The organism is Luteibacter jiangsuensis (assembly GCF_011742555.1).
GTDB lineage: Bacteria > Pseudomonadota > Gammaproteobacteria > Xanthomonadales > Rhodanobacteraceae > Luteibacter > Luteibacter jiangsuensis.
On the sequence record NZ_JAAQQR010000011.1, the window covers coordinates 51,767 to 67,746 of the forward strand.

Consider the following 15,980-nt stretch of genomic DNA (forward strand, 5'->3'; position numbering starts at 1 on the left):
TCCGCCTCAGTACCTCGCCACCACGCCGGCGAAGTCCACGTCCTTTGCGACATAGATGGCCAGCACGGTGCCCTGGTTGATCGTCACCGTGGCAGGCCGGTTGGCCGCGCGCTGCACGGCCTGGTTCGCAAGCTGCTGAATGGTGGCCGCCGTGTTGCTTTCGAACGGCGTTTGCGTGACCACGCCGTTGCTGATGGTGGTCTGCCTCGGTCCGTGCTCGGCGGCTTCATACTTGAACGCATCGCTGAGCATGCTGATCAGAAGGGCCGCGCCGATGCGGCTGCCCCAGTGGGCGTTGTAATGGCCGGGATGCCCGGCGCCGCCGAGCGTGTCGATGCCGGGGCTGGCCATGTTCACGTCGATACCCGTCGGCGTGACGATCCGGTCCCAGATGACCGCGACACGCGGACCATCCGGCTCCATCTCGTATTTGCCGAGCACCTTCGAGCCCTTCGGCAACAGCAGACGCTTGCCGGTGAAGGAATAGACGGGCTCGGTGACCACGCACGACGTGAAGCCGGGTATGTCGGTGATGATGCGGGTCTCGAGAACGCAGCGAATGAACGTCCCACGCAGCATCAGCGTGTCCGGATGCGTGAGCGGAGCGGCGCTCGAAACATCCGGGAGGCTGGCCGCCGAGTAGGCCAGGTTGTTGTTGTTGCTCATCCGCGGCGCCTGGGCCGGAACGCCTCCATTGGGATCGGGGAGGATGTACCCCTGCATCGGATTACCTCCGGCACCCATTCCCGATACGCCGTTCGCGACACCGGTCGTGCCTTGGCTGGCCGCTGCAATACGGCGTTCGAGCAGGGTTGGGCCGCGCGGACGCTCAGGCCCCTCGGACGGCGGCGGTGCCTCGCGCGGCAGCGGGGCCGCGGCGAGTCGGATCGGCTCTGCCGGCGCGGGCGTCGGCGTCGGCAACGGCGCCGGCGGCGGTGTCGCGGCAATGGGAGCGTCGGGTACGGTGACCTTTTCCTCGCGCTGCACCGGCTTCGGTTTCTCTGCTCCCAGGCCTCCGAACGCCCATACGGCGATGACGACCAGAAGCAGGGCGATGCTGGCGAGCAGACCCAGCGCGCGACGGTTCATGCGCCGCATGTCGTTCGACGTCAATTGCGGTGCATTGCTGTCGAGGTCTGGCTGGGCCTGCTGTCGCGCTTGCGACGCGTACGGATTCCCTGCCAGCGGGTCACGCTGGTTCTCGTGGTTTTCCCGCGGTGCCTCTTTGCCGGCACCGGCTTCATCTTCCGGGTGATGTGGCGTGTTGGGGCTCACTTCTTGGTGTTCCTTCGCAGACCCACGACGTTGTTGTCGTGACGAATAACCAGGTAGGGATACGTACCGTGGACAACGATCGTGTTGCCTTCCACGGTCGTGTTCACGACGGAGTCCTCGCCGTGTTCCTTTTCGCGCATGTAGACCGTCGGGAAATTACCCGTCGGGAATTGCTTGAGGTCGGGCATCTTGATGTACGTGAACCGACCGTCGTCGTACACGTTGATGGGTACCAGCCATGGGGCAGTACGACGCTTCTTCGCGTAGTCGTAGTCGAAGTTGTAGTCACGTCCCTTCACCAGCTCGGTATCGAGCATGGGTGCTTCCTCGACCTTCTTCGTCTCGGCCATGAAGCTCGTGTCAGCGGGGTAGCTGAAGACGATCTTGTACTGAACGCCAGCCCTGCGTGCCTGCTCCAAGGTCTTCCAGTCGGTGGCGACCACTTTCAGTTCGAAGATGTAGGAGTGCGTCGCCGTACGAATCATCATGTTCGTGTCGACGTCGACGTTTTTCGGCTTCACATAGAAAACGTTGTCGCGGCGGGTGAGGTCCCACCCACTGCTGAAGCCGGTGCTGTAGTCGAGAATCTTCTCGCTGGGGCTCAACTCGATCTGGGTGGTAATGCCCAGGCCGGTACGGACCTGATAGATGCGATCCGCCGAGTACTCGTACGTGGTCAGGGTGGAGACCGACGCCGAAGGCGGCATCGACGTCTGTGCGGTCTCTGCGAACGTGGCGTGGGCGACGGTCAGGACTGTCGCCCCGAGTAGCCATCGCAGCTTGGGCTTGCGGAATCGATTCATCAACGGCGCCCTCCATTGGCGGCGCTTCGGGCAGTTGAACGGACCGCTGGTGCGGCTGGGTTAGGTGCTGCAACTGGCGTACCCGCGTTCGCGTCTGGATAAGCGGGTGGAATAGGGGAGGGCGGAACCGCGCCGTTTTGCAGGGAGCCCTGTGCGCCTTGTACCGGAGCGGCTGCCGGTGCAAGCCCCGTCGGTCCCGTCGCCGGCATGTCGTCCGGGTCCATGCTCTGGGCGGCGGGCGCCGTCGCCGGACCCGTCGCTGCCGGCACCTGGGTGCCGGTACTGGCTGCGTTGCCGCTGGCAGGGGCCTGCGGCACCTCTACGGGCACGGCATCGCCATAGTCGTTGTCCACGCGGTAGCTCGTTACCTGAAAGCCCAGCGGGTTTTCGATTCGGCTCTGGTCGTCCATTTGCAGATTCGTCTTGTAGACGAACTCCATCGTTGCGATCTTGCTGTCGAGCGGGGTGGTTCCGCCGTTGGCCTTGTCGAACACGCTGCGCTGGAAGCGCACGGTCGCGCCCTTCGGGGTGCTGTTCACACCCCCGCCGACCAGCACGATGCTCAGGATCTTGACGCGGATGGCCTTGTTCGCTCCGTACATCTTGTACGGGCTGTACTGGTTCGCGGGCGAGTGCAATGCTCGGTAGGGTCCGGAGACGTTTGGCGCGGCCATGGTCATGACCGTCGGCCAGTCACGCATATTGGTGAGGGCCAGATCGTACGATTCCCGGGCGAGCACGAAATGCGCAATGTTGCTGCGATTGACCGCCTCGCTCGACGTGATCCGGCGATTCACGAGGTCGTCGGTCAGACGCGCGATGGAACTCACGCCGGAATACGGATCGGCGAGCACGACGTACGGCACTTTCTCTTTCAGCGGCAGCATGTAGAAATAGCCGCCGAGAAGGATCAGCGCACTGACGGTCGCGCAGCCCGCCACTATCCAGGCGCGCTTTTCGCTGCGCCTTGCCATGTCGGCGATCGTGACTTCGAAATCGACACCTCTTGAAACGGTTTCGTCGATCTTGGGCGAATTCTTTTTCTTCAGCATGGGGACGGTTGCCTGTTCGTCAGTGCGTTCGCGGTCTGTTATTGGGCGACCGCGGTCGCGGCGACGGGCTGGGTAGGCGCAGCCGGAGCCGTTGTGACAGGCGCTTGGGAAGCGGCCGGCGCGGCCGCGGGCGGCGCCGTGATGGCACTCACTTCTTCTACTACCAGATCCGGTCCGGAGATCAGCACAGCCACGCCCTGCGGTCCGTAGATCGAGCTCAACTGCGACGCGGCGTCACGCAATTCGGAAGTGTGGATCGCCGAAGCGGCCTTCGTCAGGGTGAAGTCCGAGCGCAGCTTGTACTTGAGCTTCATGCCGTTGTCCGAGGTCCACCGCGACAGCATGGTTTTCAATGTGCCGTCCATCGGCGCGGCGTAGTAGGTGTAGGGGACCGCCAGCGGAATTTCGGTGGTCTTGTCCTCGAAGCGGTTTACAGGCTTCCACGAGCCGCCAAAGTCCTTGGGGGCAGGAGTGCCACAAGCGGAAAGCAAGGCGGCAAATGAGACCAGGACACAGATTGAGAGCTTCGAAGGCATGTGTGATTTCACGTAAGGCTGGGAAGTGGTCACAACGATCAAGCACGGACGACGGCAGGCGCAGGGATCCGCGCCAGGCGTTCTGTCGTCCAGCGTTTTAAACGCAGCGTTTGAAATTTGAGTCTTGGAGTCGAGGCTGGGACGCCCCGATGGCAGAGCCGCTGCGGCATGGTCGCCCGCGGATGTCCTAATTGCGGCTGGAGCCCCGTACCAACGAAGGTGCGCGCCACATGCAAATCATCCATACAACATCCTGTAAGAGGCGCCACGGCGCCCCTGCATTGCGTGCCAGCAAAAAATGGTCGTGCGTGGAGCGAGGCGATGAAAGATCGCCTACTCAGAGTTGCGTGAACTCAAGCCCTGGATTTCCCCACCCCTTAGCGGACCCCTGTCCGCGACGTAAAGATAACGCAACAACGGTTTTCTGACTACTGCGCGATGTGACTGTTTTTGCGATCAATATCACACATTGTGGGCATGTAATATGCGTGCAACTCGTGAAGGCCTTGACGCACGTCGCAGCACGAGTGCGAACTGCGGCTGAGATTTGCCGCAGATGTGTATGACTCGTGAAGGTTGCGATTGTAAGCATCGTTTTCTTTCCTTGTTCGGCGAACTTCTCACGCGACGATGTCAGCCGCGCGACGCCAACCTTTCGGGCATTGCGAGCGACATTCCGTAAATGCTGACCGATCGTGGTGAGAGCGCGCAGGGGCATGGAGCCACCGTTTACGTGCGTCCTTCTCGCCGGGCAGCACACGGGGCCGCCCACTTGTCCATTACAGGTGCGACGGCGTTCCGAATGCGGTGCGCGCCGATGGTGTGGAGGCTGCCGCCACCGTGCAGACTTGATTCATCCTTTTATTCCTTGAAGGCGCCGCCTATGTCGTCGCGACAAAGTGGCACCCGTAACGAGCCCATGCGGGCAACCGAGGGGTGGCATGGTATAGACGATTCGTTGCGTGTGCAATGATTTATGCCAAAGCCATCGACATACCCCGACACCGGGAGTAGAACTTCCCCTTTTATCCAAGGAGCTTCCATGGCCGCCGCCCCCACGCCAACCGACGCGGATCTGGACGAGCTTGCCCGGCAGGTTGCCGAGGTCGCACAAGAGAAGCGGGTCATGGTGGCCACGGCCGAATCCTGTACCGGCGGCTGGATCGCCAAGACGCTCACCGATCTGCCCGGCAGCTCGGCCTGGTTCGAGGCGGGCGTGGTTTCCTATAGCTATAGCGCCAAGGAGGCGCTGCTCGGCGTGAACCCCCGCACGCTCGAGCGCACGGGCGCCGTCAGCGAGGAGACCGTACTGGAAATGGTGTCGGGTGCCCTGGCGAGGTACGGCGCGGGCGTGGCCGTCGCCGTCACGGGCATCGCGGGCCCCTCCGGCGGCACGCCCGAGAAGCCCGTCGGTACCGTTTGGATTGGCTGGAAGCGGCGCGGGGGCTACGCCCACGCGCAGCTCTATCATTTCGACGGGGATCGCGAGGCGGTGAGGCGGCAGACGGTCGCCGCCGCGCTTGCTGGAATGACCGCCGAACTGAAGGGCTGAACCCGGCGGGCTATGGCAAACTTGGGGATTGCGGATCGCAGTCCCTGAGACCACGGTCGGGCAAGATACTCACCTACACACGAGACCGGAATTCACGATGGACGACAATAAGCGCAAGGCGCTGGCGAGCGCGCTCGGCCAGATCGAAAAGCAGTTCGGCAAGGGTGCCGTGATGCGTCTTGGCGACCGTGTCGACGACCAGATCGACACCGTGTCGACCGGCTCGCTCGGCCTCGACATCGCCCTCGGCATCGGCGGCCTTCCGCGCGGCCGTATCGTCGAAATCTACGGTCCGGAATCGTCGGGCAAGACCACGCTGACATTGCAGGCCATCGCGTCCTGTCAGCGCGCCGGCGGCACGGCCGCCTTCGTCGACGCCGAGCACGCGCTCGACCCCACCTACGCCGAAAAGCTCGGCGTCAATGTTGCCGACCTCCTGGTCAGCCAGCCGGACACCGGCGAGCAGGCCCTGGAAATCGCCGACATGCTGGTGCGCTCGGGCGCGGTGGACATGGTGGTGGTCGACTCCGTGGCGGCGCTCACCCCGAAGGCCGAAATCGAAGGCGAAATGGGCGACTCCCACGTCGGCCTGCACGCTCGCCTCATGAGCCAGGCGCTGCGCAAGCTCACGGCCAACATCAAGAAGTCGAACTGCCTGGTCATCTTCATCAACCAGATCCGCATGAAGATCGGCGTGATGTTCGGCAGCCCGGAAACCACCACCGGCGGTAACGCACTGAAGTTCTACGCCTCGGTTCGCCTCGACATCCGCCGCATTGGCGCGGTGAAGAAGGGTGAGGAAGTCATCGGTTCGGAAACCCGCGTGAAGGTGGTGAAGAACAAGGTGGCGCCGCCGTTCCGCCAGACCGAGTTCGAGATCCTCTACGGCGAGGGCACCTCGCGCGAGGGCGAGATCATCGAGCTCGGCGTGCGCGAGAACCTGATCGACAAGTCGGGTGCCTGGTACAGCTACAAGGGCGACCGCATCGGCCAGGGCAAGGAGAACGTCCGTCAGTTCCTCCGCGACAACCCGGCCATTGCCAACGAAATCGACACGGAACTCCGCGCCCGCCTTCTCGTGAAGCCGGGCAAGGGCGACACCGCGGGCAACGACACCGAGCAGGATGCGCTCGAGGAAGTCTGATCCGGGCACGCGGAAGGGTGACGGTAAAGCCGATCGCCCTTCCCGCAGCGCTTACGACAAGGCGCTCGGGCTGTTGGCCCGGCGTGAACATTCCCGCCGCGAACTCGCGCAAAAGCTCGAGCGCGGCGGTTTCGCGCGTGACGAATCCGCCGCTGCGGTCGAGCGGCTGGGCGACCAGGGCTACCAGGACGACACCCGTTTCGCCGAGGCGCTGGTTCGAAGCCGCGTGGGGCAGGGCTATGGCCCGGCCCGGATCAGGGCCGAACTGCGTAGCCAGGGCGTGGGCGACGCCACCATTCGCCAATTGATCGAGGCGGCGGCCGTCGATTGGGAGGATCTCGGTGCCCGCCAGCTCCGTCGGCGGTACGGCGCACCGACTGCCGATCCCGCGGAAAGGGCGCGCAGGGCGCAATTCCTCTTGCGTCGTGGCTTCGTCGCCGCCACAGTACGTGTTCTTACCCACGCCGATGCGGAAGACGCCGACGACGACTGAAGGCAGCCAGCCTTGATTCTGGACGGAGCGTCCCCGCGACTCGCCTCGCAGCTCCGAAGCCACGATCGCTCATGAAAACTGCCGACATCCGTTCGACCTTCCTCGATTTCTTCCGCTCCAAGGACCACACCATCGTGCCCTCGGCATCGCTGGTGCCGTCGAACGACCCCACGCTGCTGTTCACCAATTCGGGCATGGTGCCCTTCAAGAACGTGTTCCTGGGCAGCGAGAAGCCGGGTTATGTGCGTGCGGCCGACGTGCAGCGTTGCCTGCGCGCCGGCGGCAAGCATAACGATCTCGACGCCGTGGGCTATACGGCCCGCCACCATACGTTCTTCGAGATGCTGGGCAACTGGTCGTTCGGCGACTACTTCAAGCGCGACGCCATCCGCTATGCCTGGGAACTTCTCACGGCGGTCTACAAGCTGCCGGCCGAGCGCCTGTGGGTCACGGTGTACCACACCGACGACGAGGCCTATGGCATCTGGCGGAACGAGGTAGGCATGCCCGCGGAGCGCATCGTGCGCATCGGCGACAACAAGGGCGCTCCCTTTGCATCGGACAACTTCTGGCAGATGGCCGATACCGGCCCCTGCGGCCCGTGTACCGAGATCTTCTACGACCATGGCCCCGAAGTGGCGGGTGGTCCGCCCGGTTCGCCGGATGAGGACGGCGACCGCTACATCGAGATCTGGAACCTCGTGTTCATGCAGTTCGACCGTGCTCCGGACGGCACGCTTTCCCCGCTGCCGGCACCGTGTGTCGATACCGGCATGGGCCTGGAGCGGCTCGCGGCGGTGCTGCAGCATGTGCACTCGAACTACGAGATCGACCTGTTCGCGCACCTGATCGCGGAGGCGTCGCGCCTCACGAGCACCGCCGATCTCGCGAACAAATCGCTCCGCGTCATCGCGGACCATATCCGCGCCTGCTCCTTCCTTATCGTCGACGGCGTGCTGCCGTCCAACGAGGGACGTGGCTACGTGCTTCGCCGCATCATCCGTCGTGCGCTTCGCCACGGCTGGATGCTCGGCGTGCGCGGCGACTTCTTCTGGAAGATGGTGGCGCCGCTGGTCGCCGAGATGGGCGATGCCTATCCGGAACTCGCCGCGAAGAAAGCTTTCGTTGAGCAGGCCCTCAAGACCGAGGAAGAGCGCTTCGGCGAAACGCTGGAAACCGGCATGCGGCTTTTCGACGACATCGCCGCAAAGTCGGGCCAGATCATTCCCGGCGCGGATGCCTTCCGCCTTTACGATACCTATGGCTTCCCGGTCGACCTCACCGCAGACATCGCTCGCGAGCGCGACATGACGGTGGACATGGAAGGCTTCGAACGCGCCATGGGCGAACAGCGGGCGCGCGCCCGCGCCGCCAGCAACTTCTCCAGCAAGGCGCAGCTTCCTGCCGAGGTCGCCAGCGCGCTGGCACCTACCGTCTTCACCGGTTACGACGATCTGGAGCTGGCCGACGCCAAGGTGCTGGCCATCGTCCGTGACGGCAAGGCGGTCGACCGCCTTGCCGATGGCGAAGACGCCTTCGTCCTGCTGGATCGCACGCCTTTCTACGCCGAGTCCGGCGGTCAGGTCGGGGACACCGGCACGCTGCGCAATCCTTCGGGCGCCTTTGCGGTGACCGATACACAGAAGGTGGGTGGCGCCTTCTTCGCGCACTTCGGCACCTGGCAAGGCTCCGCGCCGCTGGAAAAGGGCGCTGCGGTGTCGGCTTCGGTCGATGCGGCACAGCGCCAGGCCACGGTCCTCAACCACTCCGCAACGCACCTGCTTCACGCCGCGCTTCGCCAGGTTCTGGGCGACCACGTGGCGCAGAAGGGCTCGCTGGTGGCGCCGGAGCGCCTGCGTTTCGACTTCTCGCACCTGAAGGCGGTGACTCCCGAGGAGCTTGCCCAGGTCGAGCGCATGGTCAATGAGGAGATCCGGCGCAACGCGGAAGCGGAAGTGCACCACATGGGCTACGACGAGGCGATCGATTTCGGAGCCATCGCCCTGTTTGGCGAGAAGTACGGCGCCGAGGTGCGCGTGCTGAAGATGGGCGGCTTCTCCACGGAGCTCTGCGGCGGCACGCATGTGAGCCGCACGGGCGACATAGGCCTGTTCAAGATCGTTTCGGAATCGGGCGTGGCCGCGGGCGTGCGTCGTATCGAAGCCGTGACAGGTGCGGGGGCCATGGCCCGTGTGGCCGAGGAAGAACGCATCCTGGGCGAGGTCTCCGGCCTTCTGGCCGCCACCGGCGACGACGTGGTCGAGAAGCTGCGCCAGCTCTTCGACCGCCAGAAGAAGCTCGAGCGTGAGATCGAATCGTTCAAGGCCAAGGCCGCCACGTCCGCCTCCGCCGACCTCGCGTCGAGCGCCGTCGACGTCGCCGGCATCAAGGTCGTCGCCGCCCGCCTCGAAGGTCTGGACGCGAAGTCGCTGCGCGACAGCATGGACGTTCTGAAACAGCGACTTGGCGACTGCGCCATCGTCCTGGCCGGTGCAGTGGATGGCCGCGTCTCGCTCGTCGCGGGCGTGGGTGGCGCCGCACTGGGCAAGGTGAAGGCCGGCGATCTGGTGGCCGAAGTGGCGTCCCACATCGAAGGCAAGGGCGGCGGTCGCCCCGACATGGCCCAGGGCGGCGGCCTGGATACCCCGGCGCTGCCAGGCATCCTTGCCGGTATCCCCGCCTGGGTGGAGGCGCGCCTGCGCTGAACGGGAGGTAGCCGAAGCGGTCGCCAGGTGTCGCAACCGCGCCCTGGCGCACGTATTCACGGCTTCGTGCGTTGCGCACCCCTGTTTGGCTCGGCTAGTATCATCCGAATGTCGAGAAGCATCCTTCGGCATCGGTCCCTTCGGATCGCGATGGCAGGACAGCTGGTCAGCGACACACACAACTAGAGCCGGGGAAGGCAATCGGCCTTCGATGGTCGAAACGTCGATCCATTGACGGCAAGCACTCGGGGTGAGGTTGTCGTTGGTGGGGAAGCCAATACCTGATTTTATGGAGTATCAATCATGCTGATTCTGACCCGCCGGGTCGGTGAAACCCTGATGATCGGCGACGAGGTGACCGTCACCGTTCTGGGTGTGAAGGGTAACCAGGTGCGCATCGGCATCAATGCGCCGAAGAACGTCGCGGTTCATCGCGAAGAAATTTACCAGCGCATCAAGAACGAGAACGATCCCACCGGCCACTCCGGGGACGACCAGTAAAGACTTTACGGCCGATGCAAGGGCAAGTATCCTTGCTGGCTCGTTACACGGAGAGTTGCCCGAGAGGCCGAAGGGGCTCCCCTGCTAAGGGAGTATAGGGTCAAAAGCCTTATCGAGGGTTCGAATCCCTCACTCTCCGCCAGTTACGCAAAGCGCCCCGTCAGGGGCGTTTTGCGTTTGTAAGACCCTCGTCAGGAAGCGAGCTTCGGGAACGACGTGATCCGCAGCTTGGCTCCGGCATAGGGCACGAGCCTAAGCGTCGTGTAAGGCTCGTCCTCCGGCGCCGGTTTCGCGGGCACTGGATCGGCCGCTCCTTCTTCCGCCTTCCATGCAACGAGGCGCCCTCGCACGGAGAGCGTCATCGCAGGGGTTGCACCGGCGAACGGGCGCGGCCCGACGGCATGTTGCTCGACCTTGCCCGGCTCGCCTGCCGCATAGTTCCACTGCGACGTCGGATACACCTGCCAATCGTTGGTGAGGCCGCGCTTGCGCCATTTGACCCATGCTTCGCCGACAGGCAGGGAAAACACGAGTGCGCCGCGGGTGAAGCTGACCGAATCGTTGAATCCGGTCTCGGTCACCACATCGGCGGGGAAGGAGAGTTCGATTCGGTCCCCGGCCGACCATTGCCGTTCCACGGTGACGAAGCCGGCCCCGGCGGAGGCTTGCACGGTTTCGCCGTTGACCTTCACCGACGGCGCACGACACCAGCCTGGCAGGCGCAGGCGCACCGGGAAGGCAACGGGTGACGCCGGCCGCAGCGTGATGGCGATGTTGTCGCGGAACGGATAGTCGGTTTCCTGTTCGATCTCGATCGGTACGCCGCGCGCCATTGTGCGGACATGGCAGGGCGCATAGACGGCCGCGGCAAGACCGCCGTCCGCGCAGGCCATCCACAGGCTTGCCGTCAGCTTCGGCCAGCCCTGGTGGAAGTTGGCCGTGCAGCATCCGAAGTGAGGATCGAGGCCGAAGAGATTCGCTTCCGGCCCGTTCGTGGTCCAGGGCCGGCGATGCAGGCTGCATTCCACCTGGTTGGGCTGCTGATCGTACTGATGAGCCCACATGTCGTCGGTGAAGGCGGCCGGCAACGCGTTGAAGGCGATGCGTTCGATGCGGTCGCCGAGCACGGCGTCGCCGGTGATCGCCAGCGCCGTTTCCAGCGAATACATGGCTTCCACCACCGCGCACAGTTCGATGCCCTGCGAGGGGCTACGGCCGGCAAGGTGTTCGTCGCCGGAGAACATGCCGTTCGGAAGGCCGTGATAACGATCCAGCTGCTCGAGCTGGTGATGAATGGCGGCGCGGTCGTCCGCACTGCGCGAGATCAGCGACCATACCGGCGATGCCTTCAGTGCCTGCGCGACGTTGACGCCATGCACCTGCAATCCGTCGTCTTCCATGAAGGCATTCTTGTTCTTGGCTTCGACCATCTTGGCATCGGTCTTTTCCTTGAACGGGTAGTTCACGTACATGGCCTGCCAGTCGTAGCCCTGCTTCTTCAGCAGCGCGGCCAGTTCGAGGAGCTTCGGGTCCTGCGTGCGTGAATACAGCCAGAGGATCGAGGCCACTTCGTCCTGCCAGCGCATGCGGCCCCAGTCGCGCAACGGGCGCCCTGGCAGGGCACCGAGCTGGTAATGGAAATACCGCGTCATGAAGGGAACGACACGCGCGTCTCCGGTCAGCTCCTGGTACTGCGTCAGCACCTTGAGCATGACCATGCGTGGCCACCAGTCGTCGTTGCTCTTCGGACCGAACATGCCGTTGGGCCAGGGATTTTCGAGCGTCCACTCGATGAAGCGATGCGCTTTCGCTTTCAATGCCGGTGAATCGAGCTGCCACGCCAGGGGCAGCAGTCCGTCCACGAAATAAGGCCCGCGCTCCCACGATTCGCCCTTGCCGCCGAGCCATCCGCTGTTCGGACCGAGGTCCGGCCATGTCTCGTCCACCCGGCCGCCGAGCCCTTCCGCTTGCACTTCCAGCTGGCGCTTCAGCCAGCCGGCGGGGCGGATGGAGCCGGCCGGAAGCAACTGGAACGGTTGCGGTGCGAGAGTGGCGGGAGGGAATACGGCCGTAGAGGCCGGCCTCGTCGTTGCACCGCTTTCCACGGGAATCCAGGATGCCAGCGCGCCGAGAGCGGACGCCTGAAGAAAACCCCGGCGCCCCGGACGGATCGGATCGTGCATTCGTCATTCCCCTCTCGCTGCCTGCCTCAGCCTGAATATGTACTACTTTTCGCTTCGGGGAAAGTGAGAATCGGGATGCCTTGCGTTGCACTCGTCGGCTTCGTCTCGATCGTTACGCACGAGGATGGCACGCAGCGAGCGCTTGCACGCTGTCGAACACGGGCAAACGCACGCGTACGGTCAAACCGCCTTCCGCTCGGTTTTCCAGGACGATATCGCCGCCGTGGCCGCGTACCGCGGAACGGGCGGCGGCCAGGCCAAGACCGACTCCGCCGGTCTGACGGTTGCGCGACGCCTCGATCCTGTAGAACGGACGAAAGACGGCCTCATGAAGCTTTTCGGGAATGCCAGCGCCATCGTCGTCGATGGTCACCTCGATACCATCTTCTGTCTCCTGCATGGTCACGGCGGCCCGCGTGCCGTACTTGACGGCATTCTCCACGAGGTTGGAAAAGGTGCGCCTGAGACTCAAGGGGCGGCCCGTGTACGCGACGCTCCCGGCGTGATGGAATGCCACATCGCTCCCGGCGTCGCGGAAGTTGTCCACGACGGTGTTCACCAGTTCGGAGAGGTTGAAACGCGTGGCTTCCTCCTGCTCGCTGTCGTCGCGAAAGAAGGCGAGCGCCGAATCCACCATGGCCCGCATGTCGTCCACGTCGCGGAAGAGCCTGCGCTGCTGCTCCTCGTCTTCGACGAACTCGCCCCTGAGGCGCATGCGGGTCAACGGGGCCCTCAGGTCGTGCGAGATGGCCGCCAGCATGTATGTGCGATCGGCGACGTAACGTTTTACTCGCGCCTGCATGTCGTTGAAGGCGTGGGCAGCCATACGGAATTCCAGCGGCCCGGCCGACTCCATGGGCGGCGCATTGACGTCGGCACCGAAGCGTTGTGCCTGGCGCGCGAATTTCTCCATCGGGCGTGCGAGGCGGCGGCTGGCAAGCGCACCCACGGCGACGCTCCCGGCCAGTGCGAAGATGCCGGTGAGCACGTTACGCGCCCATGGATTGAGGCCCCAACTGCGCTCGGGTGCGACGAACAGCAACCACGAACCATCGGAAAGGTCGATGGCCAATGCATATTTGGTGGTAGGTGTTCCGTCGACGCCCGGGTCGCCCGGTTCGGAGCCGAGCACGCGGACGTTCTGCCGGCCGATCAGGTCGCGGAGCCTGGCCGTGACGCCGACGTAGGTATCGTCGCGGCGCATCGGCAAGGCATCGTCGTTCGGAAACCATTCCACGGAATAGACATCCCCTCGCGCGGCGCGCGCCAACCGTGGGCGCATGTCGCGCGGGGCGCTGTCGATCAAGCGCACCACAGCCGCCGCCTGTTCCACGATGCCGATGTCCTTGATGCCGGGTTTCGCCCAGACGCCGGCGAACTGCACGAAGGCGGCGTTCATCGCCGCGGCGACGAGCAACGCCATCATGATGTTCATGGCAAACCAGCGGCTGAGGGTGTCCGCCGCCCAGCGTCGGCGGAGCATCACTGACGCTCCACGGCGGACGCGAAGATGTAACCTACATTGCGCACGGTGCGGATGATCTCCGGATCGCCAGGGTCTTCCTCGATCTTCCGTCGCAAGCGACTCACCTGTACGTCGATGCTGCGATCGAACGCGTCGTGCGCAGGCCCGCGGGACAGGTCGATCAGCTGCTCACGCGTAAGGATGCGTTGCGGGTGTTGGGCGAACGCCACCAGCAGGTCGAACTCGCCACTGGACAGCGGTGTGAGCGTCATGTCCGACGATCGCAATTCGCGCCGCAGGATATCCAGCCGCCATCCACTGAAGCGGAACACCGGTGTGGCGTGTGCGTCGGATGCCTGGGGTGCTTCGCTGCGACGGAGCACGGCGCGCACGCGTGCCAGGAGTTCGCGTGCGTCGAAGGGCTTCGTCACGTAGTCGTCGGCACCGAGTTCGAGGCCCACGATCCTGTCGGTGGGGTCAGTGACGCCGGTCACCATGATGACCGGCAGCTTCCCGCCACCACGCAGCCGCTTGCACAGGCTGAATCCATCTTCGCCGGGAAGCATGACGTCGAGGATCACCAGGTCATAGGTGGTCCGCGCAAGCCGTGCGTCCATGGCGGCCCCGGAGCCGGCGGTGTCGGCTTCGAAGCCATGCTTCTGGAAGAACAGCTGCAGGAGGGAACGAATTTCCTCGTCGTCGTCCACGATGAGAATTCGCTGCATGGAAGGGGCCATCCCGGTGCGGAAAGCACCTATATAGGGCTCCCCAGGGCGTTTTGTCATTTATTTCTGCGCGGAAACAATATGTCGGCCCAGACGCAAACAGGAGAAACGGCGTACGCAATCGAGGGGCAGGCTTGGACAAACCTTCGCCGGAGTCCTCCATGTCTCGCCAGTCCACCCCACCGTTTCCCTCGCTCACGAACAGCCGCGCGCGGAGGCCCCTACGCCGCCGCTCCGGCGCCCGCCGGATGGCCGTTGCGGCGGCGATGTCCGCGACCATCCTGACCGGCTGCTCGCATCGCGTCAGACTCAACGATCCGGCATCGGAGCCCTCGGCCTCCACAAGGAAGGAAGAACCGATCAATCGTGCCGTGTTCGCCTTCAACAAGGGTCTGGATCACGCGATCATCCGCCCGGTGGCACGCGGGTATTCGCACCTGCCGGCACCGGTGAAGGGTGGCGTGCACAATTTCTCCCAGAACCTGCGCGAGCCACTGGTGTTCGCCAACGACCTGCTACAGGCGAATTTCCTTCGCTCCCTCAATACCGCGGGCAGGTTCCTGATCAACAGCACGATCGGTGTCGTCGGCATCTTCGACGTGGCCGGCCACTGGAACATGCCGCATCACAGCGCCGACCTGGGACAGACCTTCGGCGTATGGGGCATGGGTCCGGGGCACACCGTGGAACTGCCGGTGTTCGGATCGTCGAACGTTCGCGATGCGGTGGGACGCATCCTGTCCATGAGCCTGTACAACCTCGGCGACAACTCGGACACGGTCTCGACAGTGAATACCGTCGGCACCGTGGGAGGCATCGTGGACGGGCGTGCGCGCGCACTTCCGCTCACCGACAAGCTGGAACGCTCCGACGACTACTACGCCGCGCTGCGCGACGTTTCAGCGGAGCGTCGCGCACGTTTCGTGGAAGAAGGGCGCGAAGGCGCCGTACACCAGCCGGAGCAGCGTGGCGATGGCCGCGCGGCGACCGGGTTGCCGATGAATCCTTGAGGACATGGCCATGATCTGGAAGCTCGCAACTCCCTGGCACGTCCCTGCGGCACAATCGCCCGCACGGCTGCTTCGCGACACATGGCTCGTGCTGACCGCTGCGAGTCGCATAGAGCCGAACCGCGCACGTCGGTTGGCCTGGTACCGGGAAGATCCCATTGTTGCACTGGGATCGCGCACTGCCGAGGAACTCGTCGGCGAAGGCGAAGCAGCGCGGCTTATCGCGCTGATCCGCGCTATCGACAGGATGGAGCGTGCAGGGCATTGAGCAAAGCGAATCCGATGCCGAGGACAGTCTTACAGCCCGGCAGGGTTCTGGCTCGGCGCAACGAAAAAGGCCCACCTTTCGAGGCGGGCCTTTCATCGTCAAGCCGGACAGCACTTGAAATATTGGTCGGGGAGACAGGATTCGAACCTGCGACTTCTACGTCCCGAACGTAGCGCTCTACCAGGCTGAGCTACACCCCGACGGGAGCCGCGTATATTAGCCGTGGGGCGGTGCCTTGGCAACAGGTCCTCGCACTTTTTTTACATGG

13 protein-coding genes, 2 tRNA genes and 1 pseudogene are annotated in these 15,980 nt (G+C 64.1%); 8 read left to right on the forward strand and 8 right to left on the reverse strand.

Features of this window, described 5'->3' with window-relative positions; genetic code table 11:
- Window positions 1-6: 6 nt before the first annotated feature.
- The 4 genes and pseudogenes from HBF26_RS17900 to HBF26_RS17915 all read right to left on the reverse strand — a co-directional run.
- The gene (locus tag HBF26_RS17900) at window positions 7-1,275 is read right to left on the reverse strand and encodes a TrbI/VirB10 family protein (protein WP_167129416.1); all 1,269 of its coding nucleotides are present in this window, start codon (window positions 1,273-1,275) and stop codon (window positions 7-9) included.
- Window positions 1,272-1,982, reverse strand: a complete 711-nt coding sequence (locus HBF26_RS17905) for a TrbG/VirB9 family P-type conjugative transfer protein (RefSeq protein WP_167027590.1) — start codon at window positions 1,980-1,982, stop codon at window positions 1,272-1,274. Before HBF26_RS17905 ends, HBF26_RS17900 begins: the two co-directional genes overlap by 4 nt.
- 95 nt (window positions 1,983-2,077) lie before the next feature.
- Window positions 2,078-3,130: a VirB8 family type IV secretion system protein gene (locus HBF26_RS17910; RefSeq protein WP_167129417.1), complete on the reverse strand. Its 1,053-nt coding sequence runs from the start codon at window positions 3,128-3,130 to the stop codon at window positions 2,078-2,080.
- A gap of 149 nt (window positions 3,131-3,279) precedes the next feature.
- Window positions 3,280-3,666: pseudogene (locus HBF26_RS17915) on the reverse strand (hypothetical protein); the annotation flags it as partial.
- A gap of 1,042 nt (window positions 3,667-4,708) precedes the next feature.
- Here HBF26_RS17915 and HBF26_RS17920 point away from each other — a divergent pair.
- The 6 genes from HBF26_RS17920 (at window position 4,709) to HBF26_RS17945 (ending at window position 10,203) form a co-directional block, all read left to right on the forward strand.
- Complete coding sequence (locus HBF26_RS17920; protein ID WP_167129418.1) at window positions 4,709-5,218, forward strand: CinA family protein; 510 nt, start codon at window positions 4,709-4,711, stop codon at window positions 5,216-5,218.
- A gap of 97 nt (window positions 5,219-5,315) precedes the next feature.
- A complete protein-coding gene (recA, locus tag HBF26_RS17925) occupies window positions 5,316-6,362 on the forward strand; it encodes a recombinase RecA (RefSeq protein WP_167129420.1) in 1,047 nt (348 codons plus the stop codon).
- Window positions 6,343-6,855 (forward strand): regulatory protein RecX, encoded by a 513-nt coding sequence (locus tag HBF26_RS17930; protein WP_167129422.1) that lies wholly within the window; start codon window positions 6,343-6,345, stop codon window positions 6,853-6,855. The genes recA and HBF26_RS17930 overlap by 20 nt, the downstream gene beginning before the upstream one ends.
- A 71-nt stretch (window positions 6,856-6,926) precedes the next feature.
- Window positions 6,927-9,560, forward strand: a complete 2,634-nt coding sequence (gene alaS / locus HBF26_RS17935; RefSeq protein WP_167129424.1) for an alanine--tRNA ligase — start codon at window positions 6,927-6,929, stop codon at window positions 9,558-9,560.
- A 303-nt stretch (window positions 9,561-9,863) separates the two neighbouring features.
- Window positions 9,864-10,061: a carbon storage regulator CsrA gene (csrA, locus tag HBF26_RS17940; RefSeq protein WP_167022805.1), complete on the forward strand. Its 198-nt coding sequence runs from the start codon at window positions 9,864-9,866 to the stop codon at window positions 10,059-10,061.
- A gap of 49 nt (window positions 10,062-10,110) precedes the next feature.
- Window positions 10,111-10,203, forward strand: a tRNA-Ser gene (locus HBF26_RS17945).
- Between the two features lie 49 nt (window positions 10,204-10,252).
- On the opposite strand, the gene HBF26_RS17950 is transcribed toward HBF26_RS17945, so the two are convergent.
- The 3 genes from HBF26_RS17950 to HBF26_RS17960 all read right to left on the reverse strand — a co-directional run bounded on the left by HBF26_RS17950 (window position 10,253) and on the right by HBF26_RS17960 (window position 14,434).
- Window positions 10,253-12,244 carry a beta-L-arabinofuranosidase domain-containing protein gene (locus HBF26_RS17950; RefSeq protein WP_167129425.1) on the reverse strand — a complete coding sequence of 664 codons (1,992 nt, stop codon included), beginning with the start codon at window positions 12,242-12,244 and terminating at the stop codon, window positions 10,253-10,255.
- A gap of 112 nt (window positions 12,245-12,356) precedes the next feature.
- Complete coding sequence (locus HBF26_RS17955) at window positions 12,357-13,727, reverse strand: sensor histidine kinase (RefSeq protein ID WP_167129426.1); 1,371 nt, start codon at window positions 13,725-13,727, stop codon at window positions 12,357-12,359.
- Window positions 13,727-14,434, reverse strand: coding sequence for a response regulator (locus HBF26_RS17960; protein ID WP_167129427.1), 708 nt, complete (start codon window positions 14,432-14,434; stop codon window positions 13,727-13,729). Before HBF26_RS17960 ends, HBF26_RS17955 begins: the two co-directional genes overlap by 1 nt.
- 161 nt (window positions 14,435-14,595) lie before the next feature.
- Between HBF26_RS17960 and HBF26_RS17965 the strand changes: the two genes are divergently transcribed.
- Together HBF26_RS17965 and HBF26_RS17970 are read left to right on the forward strand one after the other, a co-directional pair.
- Complete coding sequence (locus tag HBF26_RS17965; RefSeq protein ID WP_205287670.1) at window positions 14,596-15,444, forward strand: MlaA family lipoprotein; 849 nt, start codon at window positions 14,596-14,598, stop codon at window positions 15,442-15,444.
- Between the two features lie 10 nt (window positions 15,445-15,454).
- Window positions 15,455-15,712, forward strand: a complete 258-nt coding sequence (locus tag HBF26_RS17970) for a hypothetical protein (RefSeq protein ID WP_167129429.1) — start codon at window positions 15,455-15,457, stop codon at window positions 15,710-15,712.
- Between the two features lie 123 nt (window positions 15,713-15,835).
- Here the strand turns inward: HBF26_RS17970 and HBF26_RS17975 are convergent.
- Window positions 15,836-15,912, reverse strand: a tRNA-Pro gene (locus tag HBF26_RS17975).
- Window positions 15,913-15,980 lie beyond the last annotated feature (68 nt).

Bases quoted from the DNA above. Each gene is read 5' to 3' on its own strand.
- HBF26_RS17955 (WP_167129426.1), bottom strand. From the start codon at position 13,727: ATGCTCCGCCGACGCTGGGCGGCGGACACCCTCAGCCGCTGGTTTGCC.
- HBF26_RS17905 (WP_167027590.1), bottom strand. From the start codon at position 1,982: ATGCCGCCTTCGGCGTCGGTCTCCACCCTGACCACGTACGAGTACTCG.
- HBF26_RS17965 (WP_205287670.1), top strand. From the start codon at position 14,596: ATGTCTCGCCAGTCCACCCCACCGTTTCCCTCGCTCACGAACAGCCGC.
- HBF26_RS17910 (WP_167129417.1), bottom strand. From the start codon at position 3,130: ATGCTGAAGAAAAAGAATTCGCCCAAGATCGACGAAACCGTTTCAAGA.
- HBF26_RS17970 (WP_167129429.1), top strand. From the start codon at position 15,455: ATGATCTGGAAGCTCGCAACTCCCTGGCACGTCCCTGCGGCACAATCG.
- alaS (WP_167129424.1), top strand. From the start codon at position 6,927: ATGAAAACTGCCGACATCCGTTCGACCTTCCTCGATTTCTTCCGCTCC.
- recA (WP_167129420.1), top strand. From the start codon at position 5,316: ATGGACGACAATAAGCGCAAGGCGCTGGCGAGCGCGCTCGGCCAGATC.
- csrA (WP_167022805.1), top strand. From the start codon at position 9,864: ATGCTGATTCTGACCCGCCGGGTCGGTGAAACCCTGATGATCGGCGAC.
- HBF26_RS17930 (WP_167129422.1), top strand. From the start codon at position 6,343: ATGCGCTCGAGGAAGTCTGATCCGGGCACGCGGAAGGGTGACGGTAAA.
- HBF26_RS17950 (WP_167129425.1), bottom strand. From the start codon at position 12,244: ATGCACGATCCGATCCGTCCGGGGCGCCGGGGTTTTCTTCAGGCGTCC.
- HBF26_RS17960 (WP_167129427.1), bottom strand. From the start codon at position 14,434: ATGCAGCGAATTCTCATCGTGGACGACGACGAGGAAATTCGTTCCCTC.
- HBF26_RS17920 (WP_167129418.1), top strand. From the start codon at position 4,709: ATGGCCGCCGCCCCCACGCCAACCGACGCGGATCTGGACGAGCTTGCC.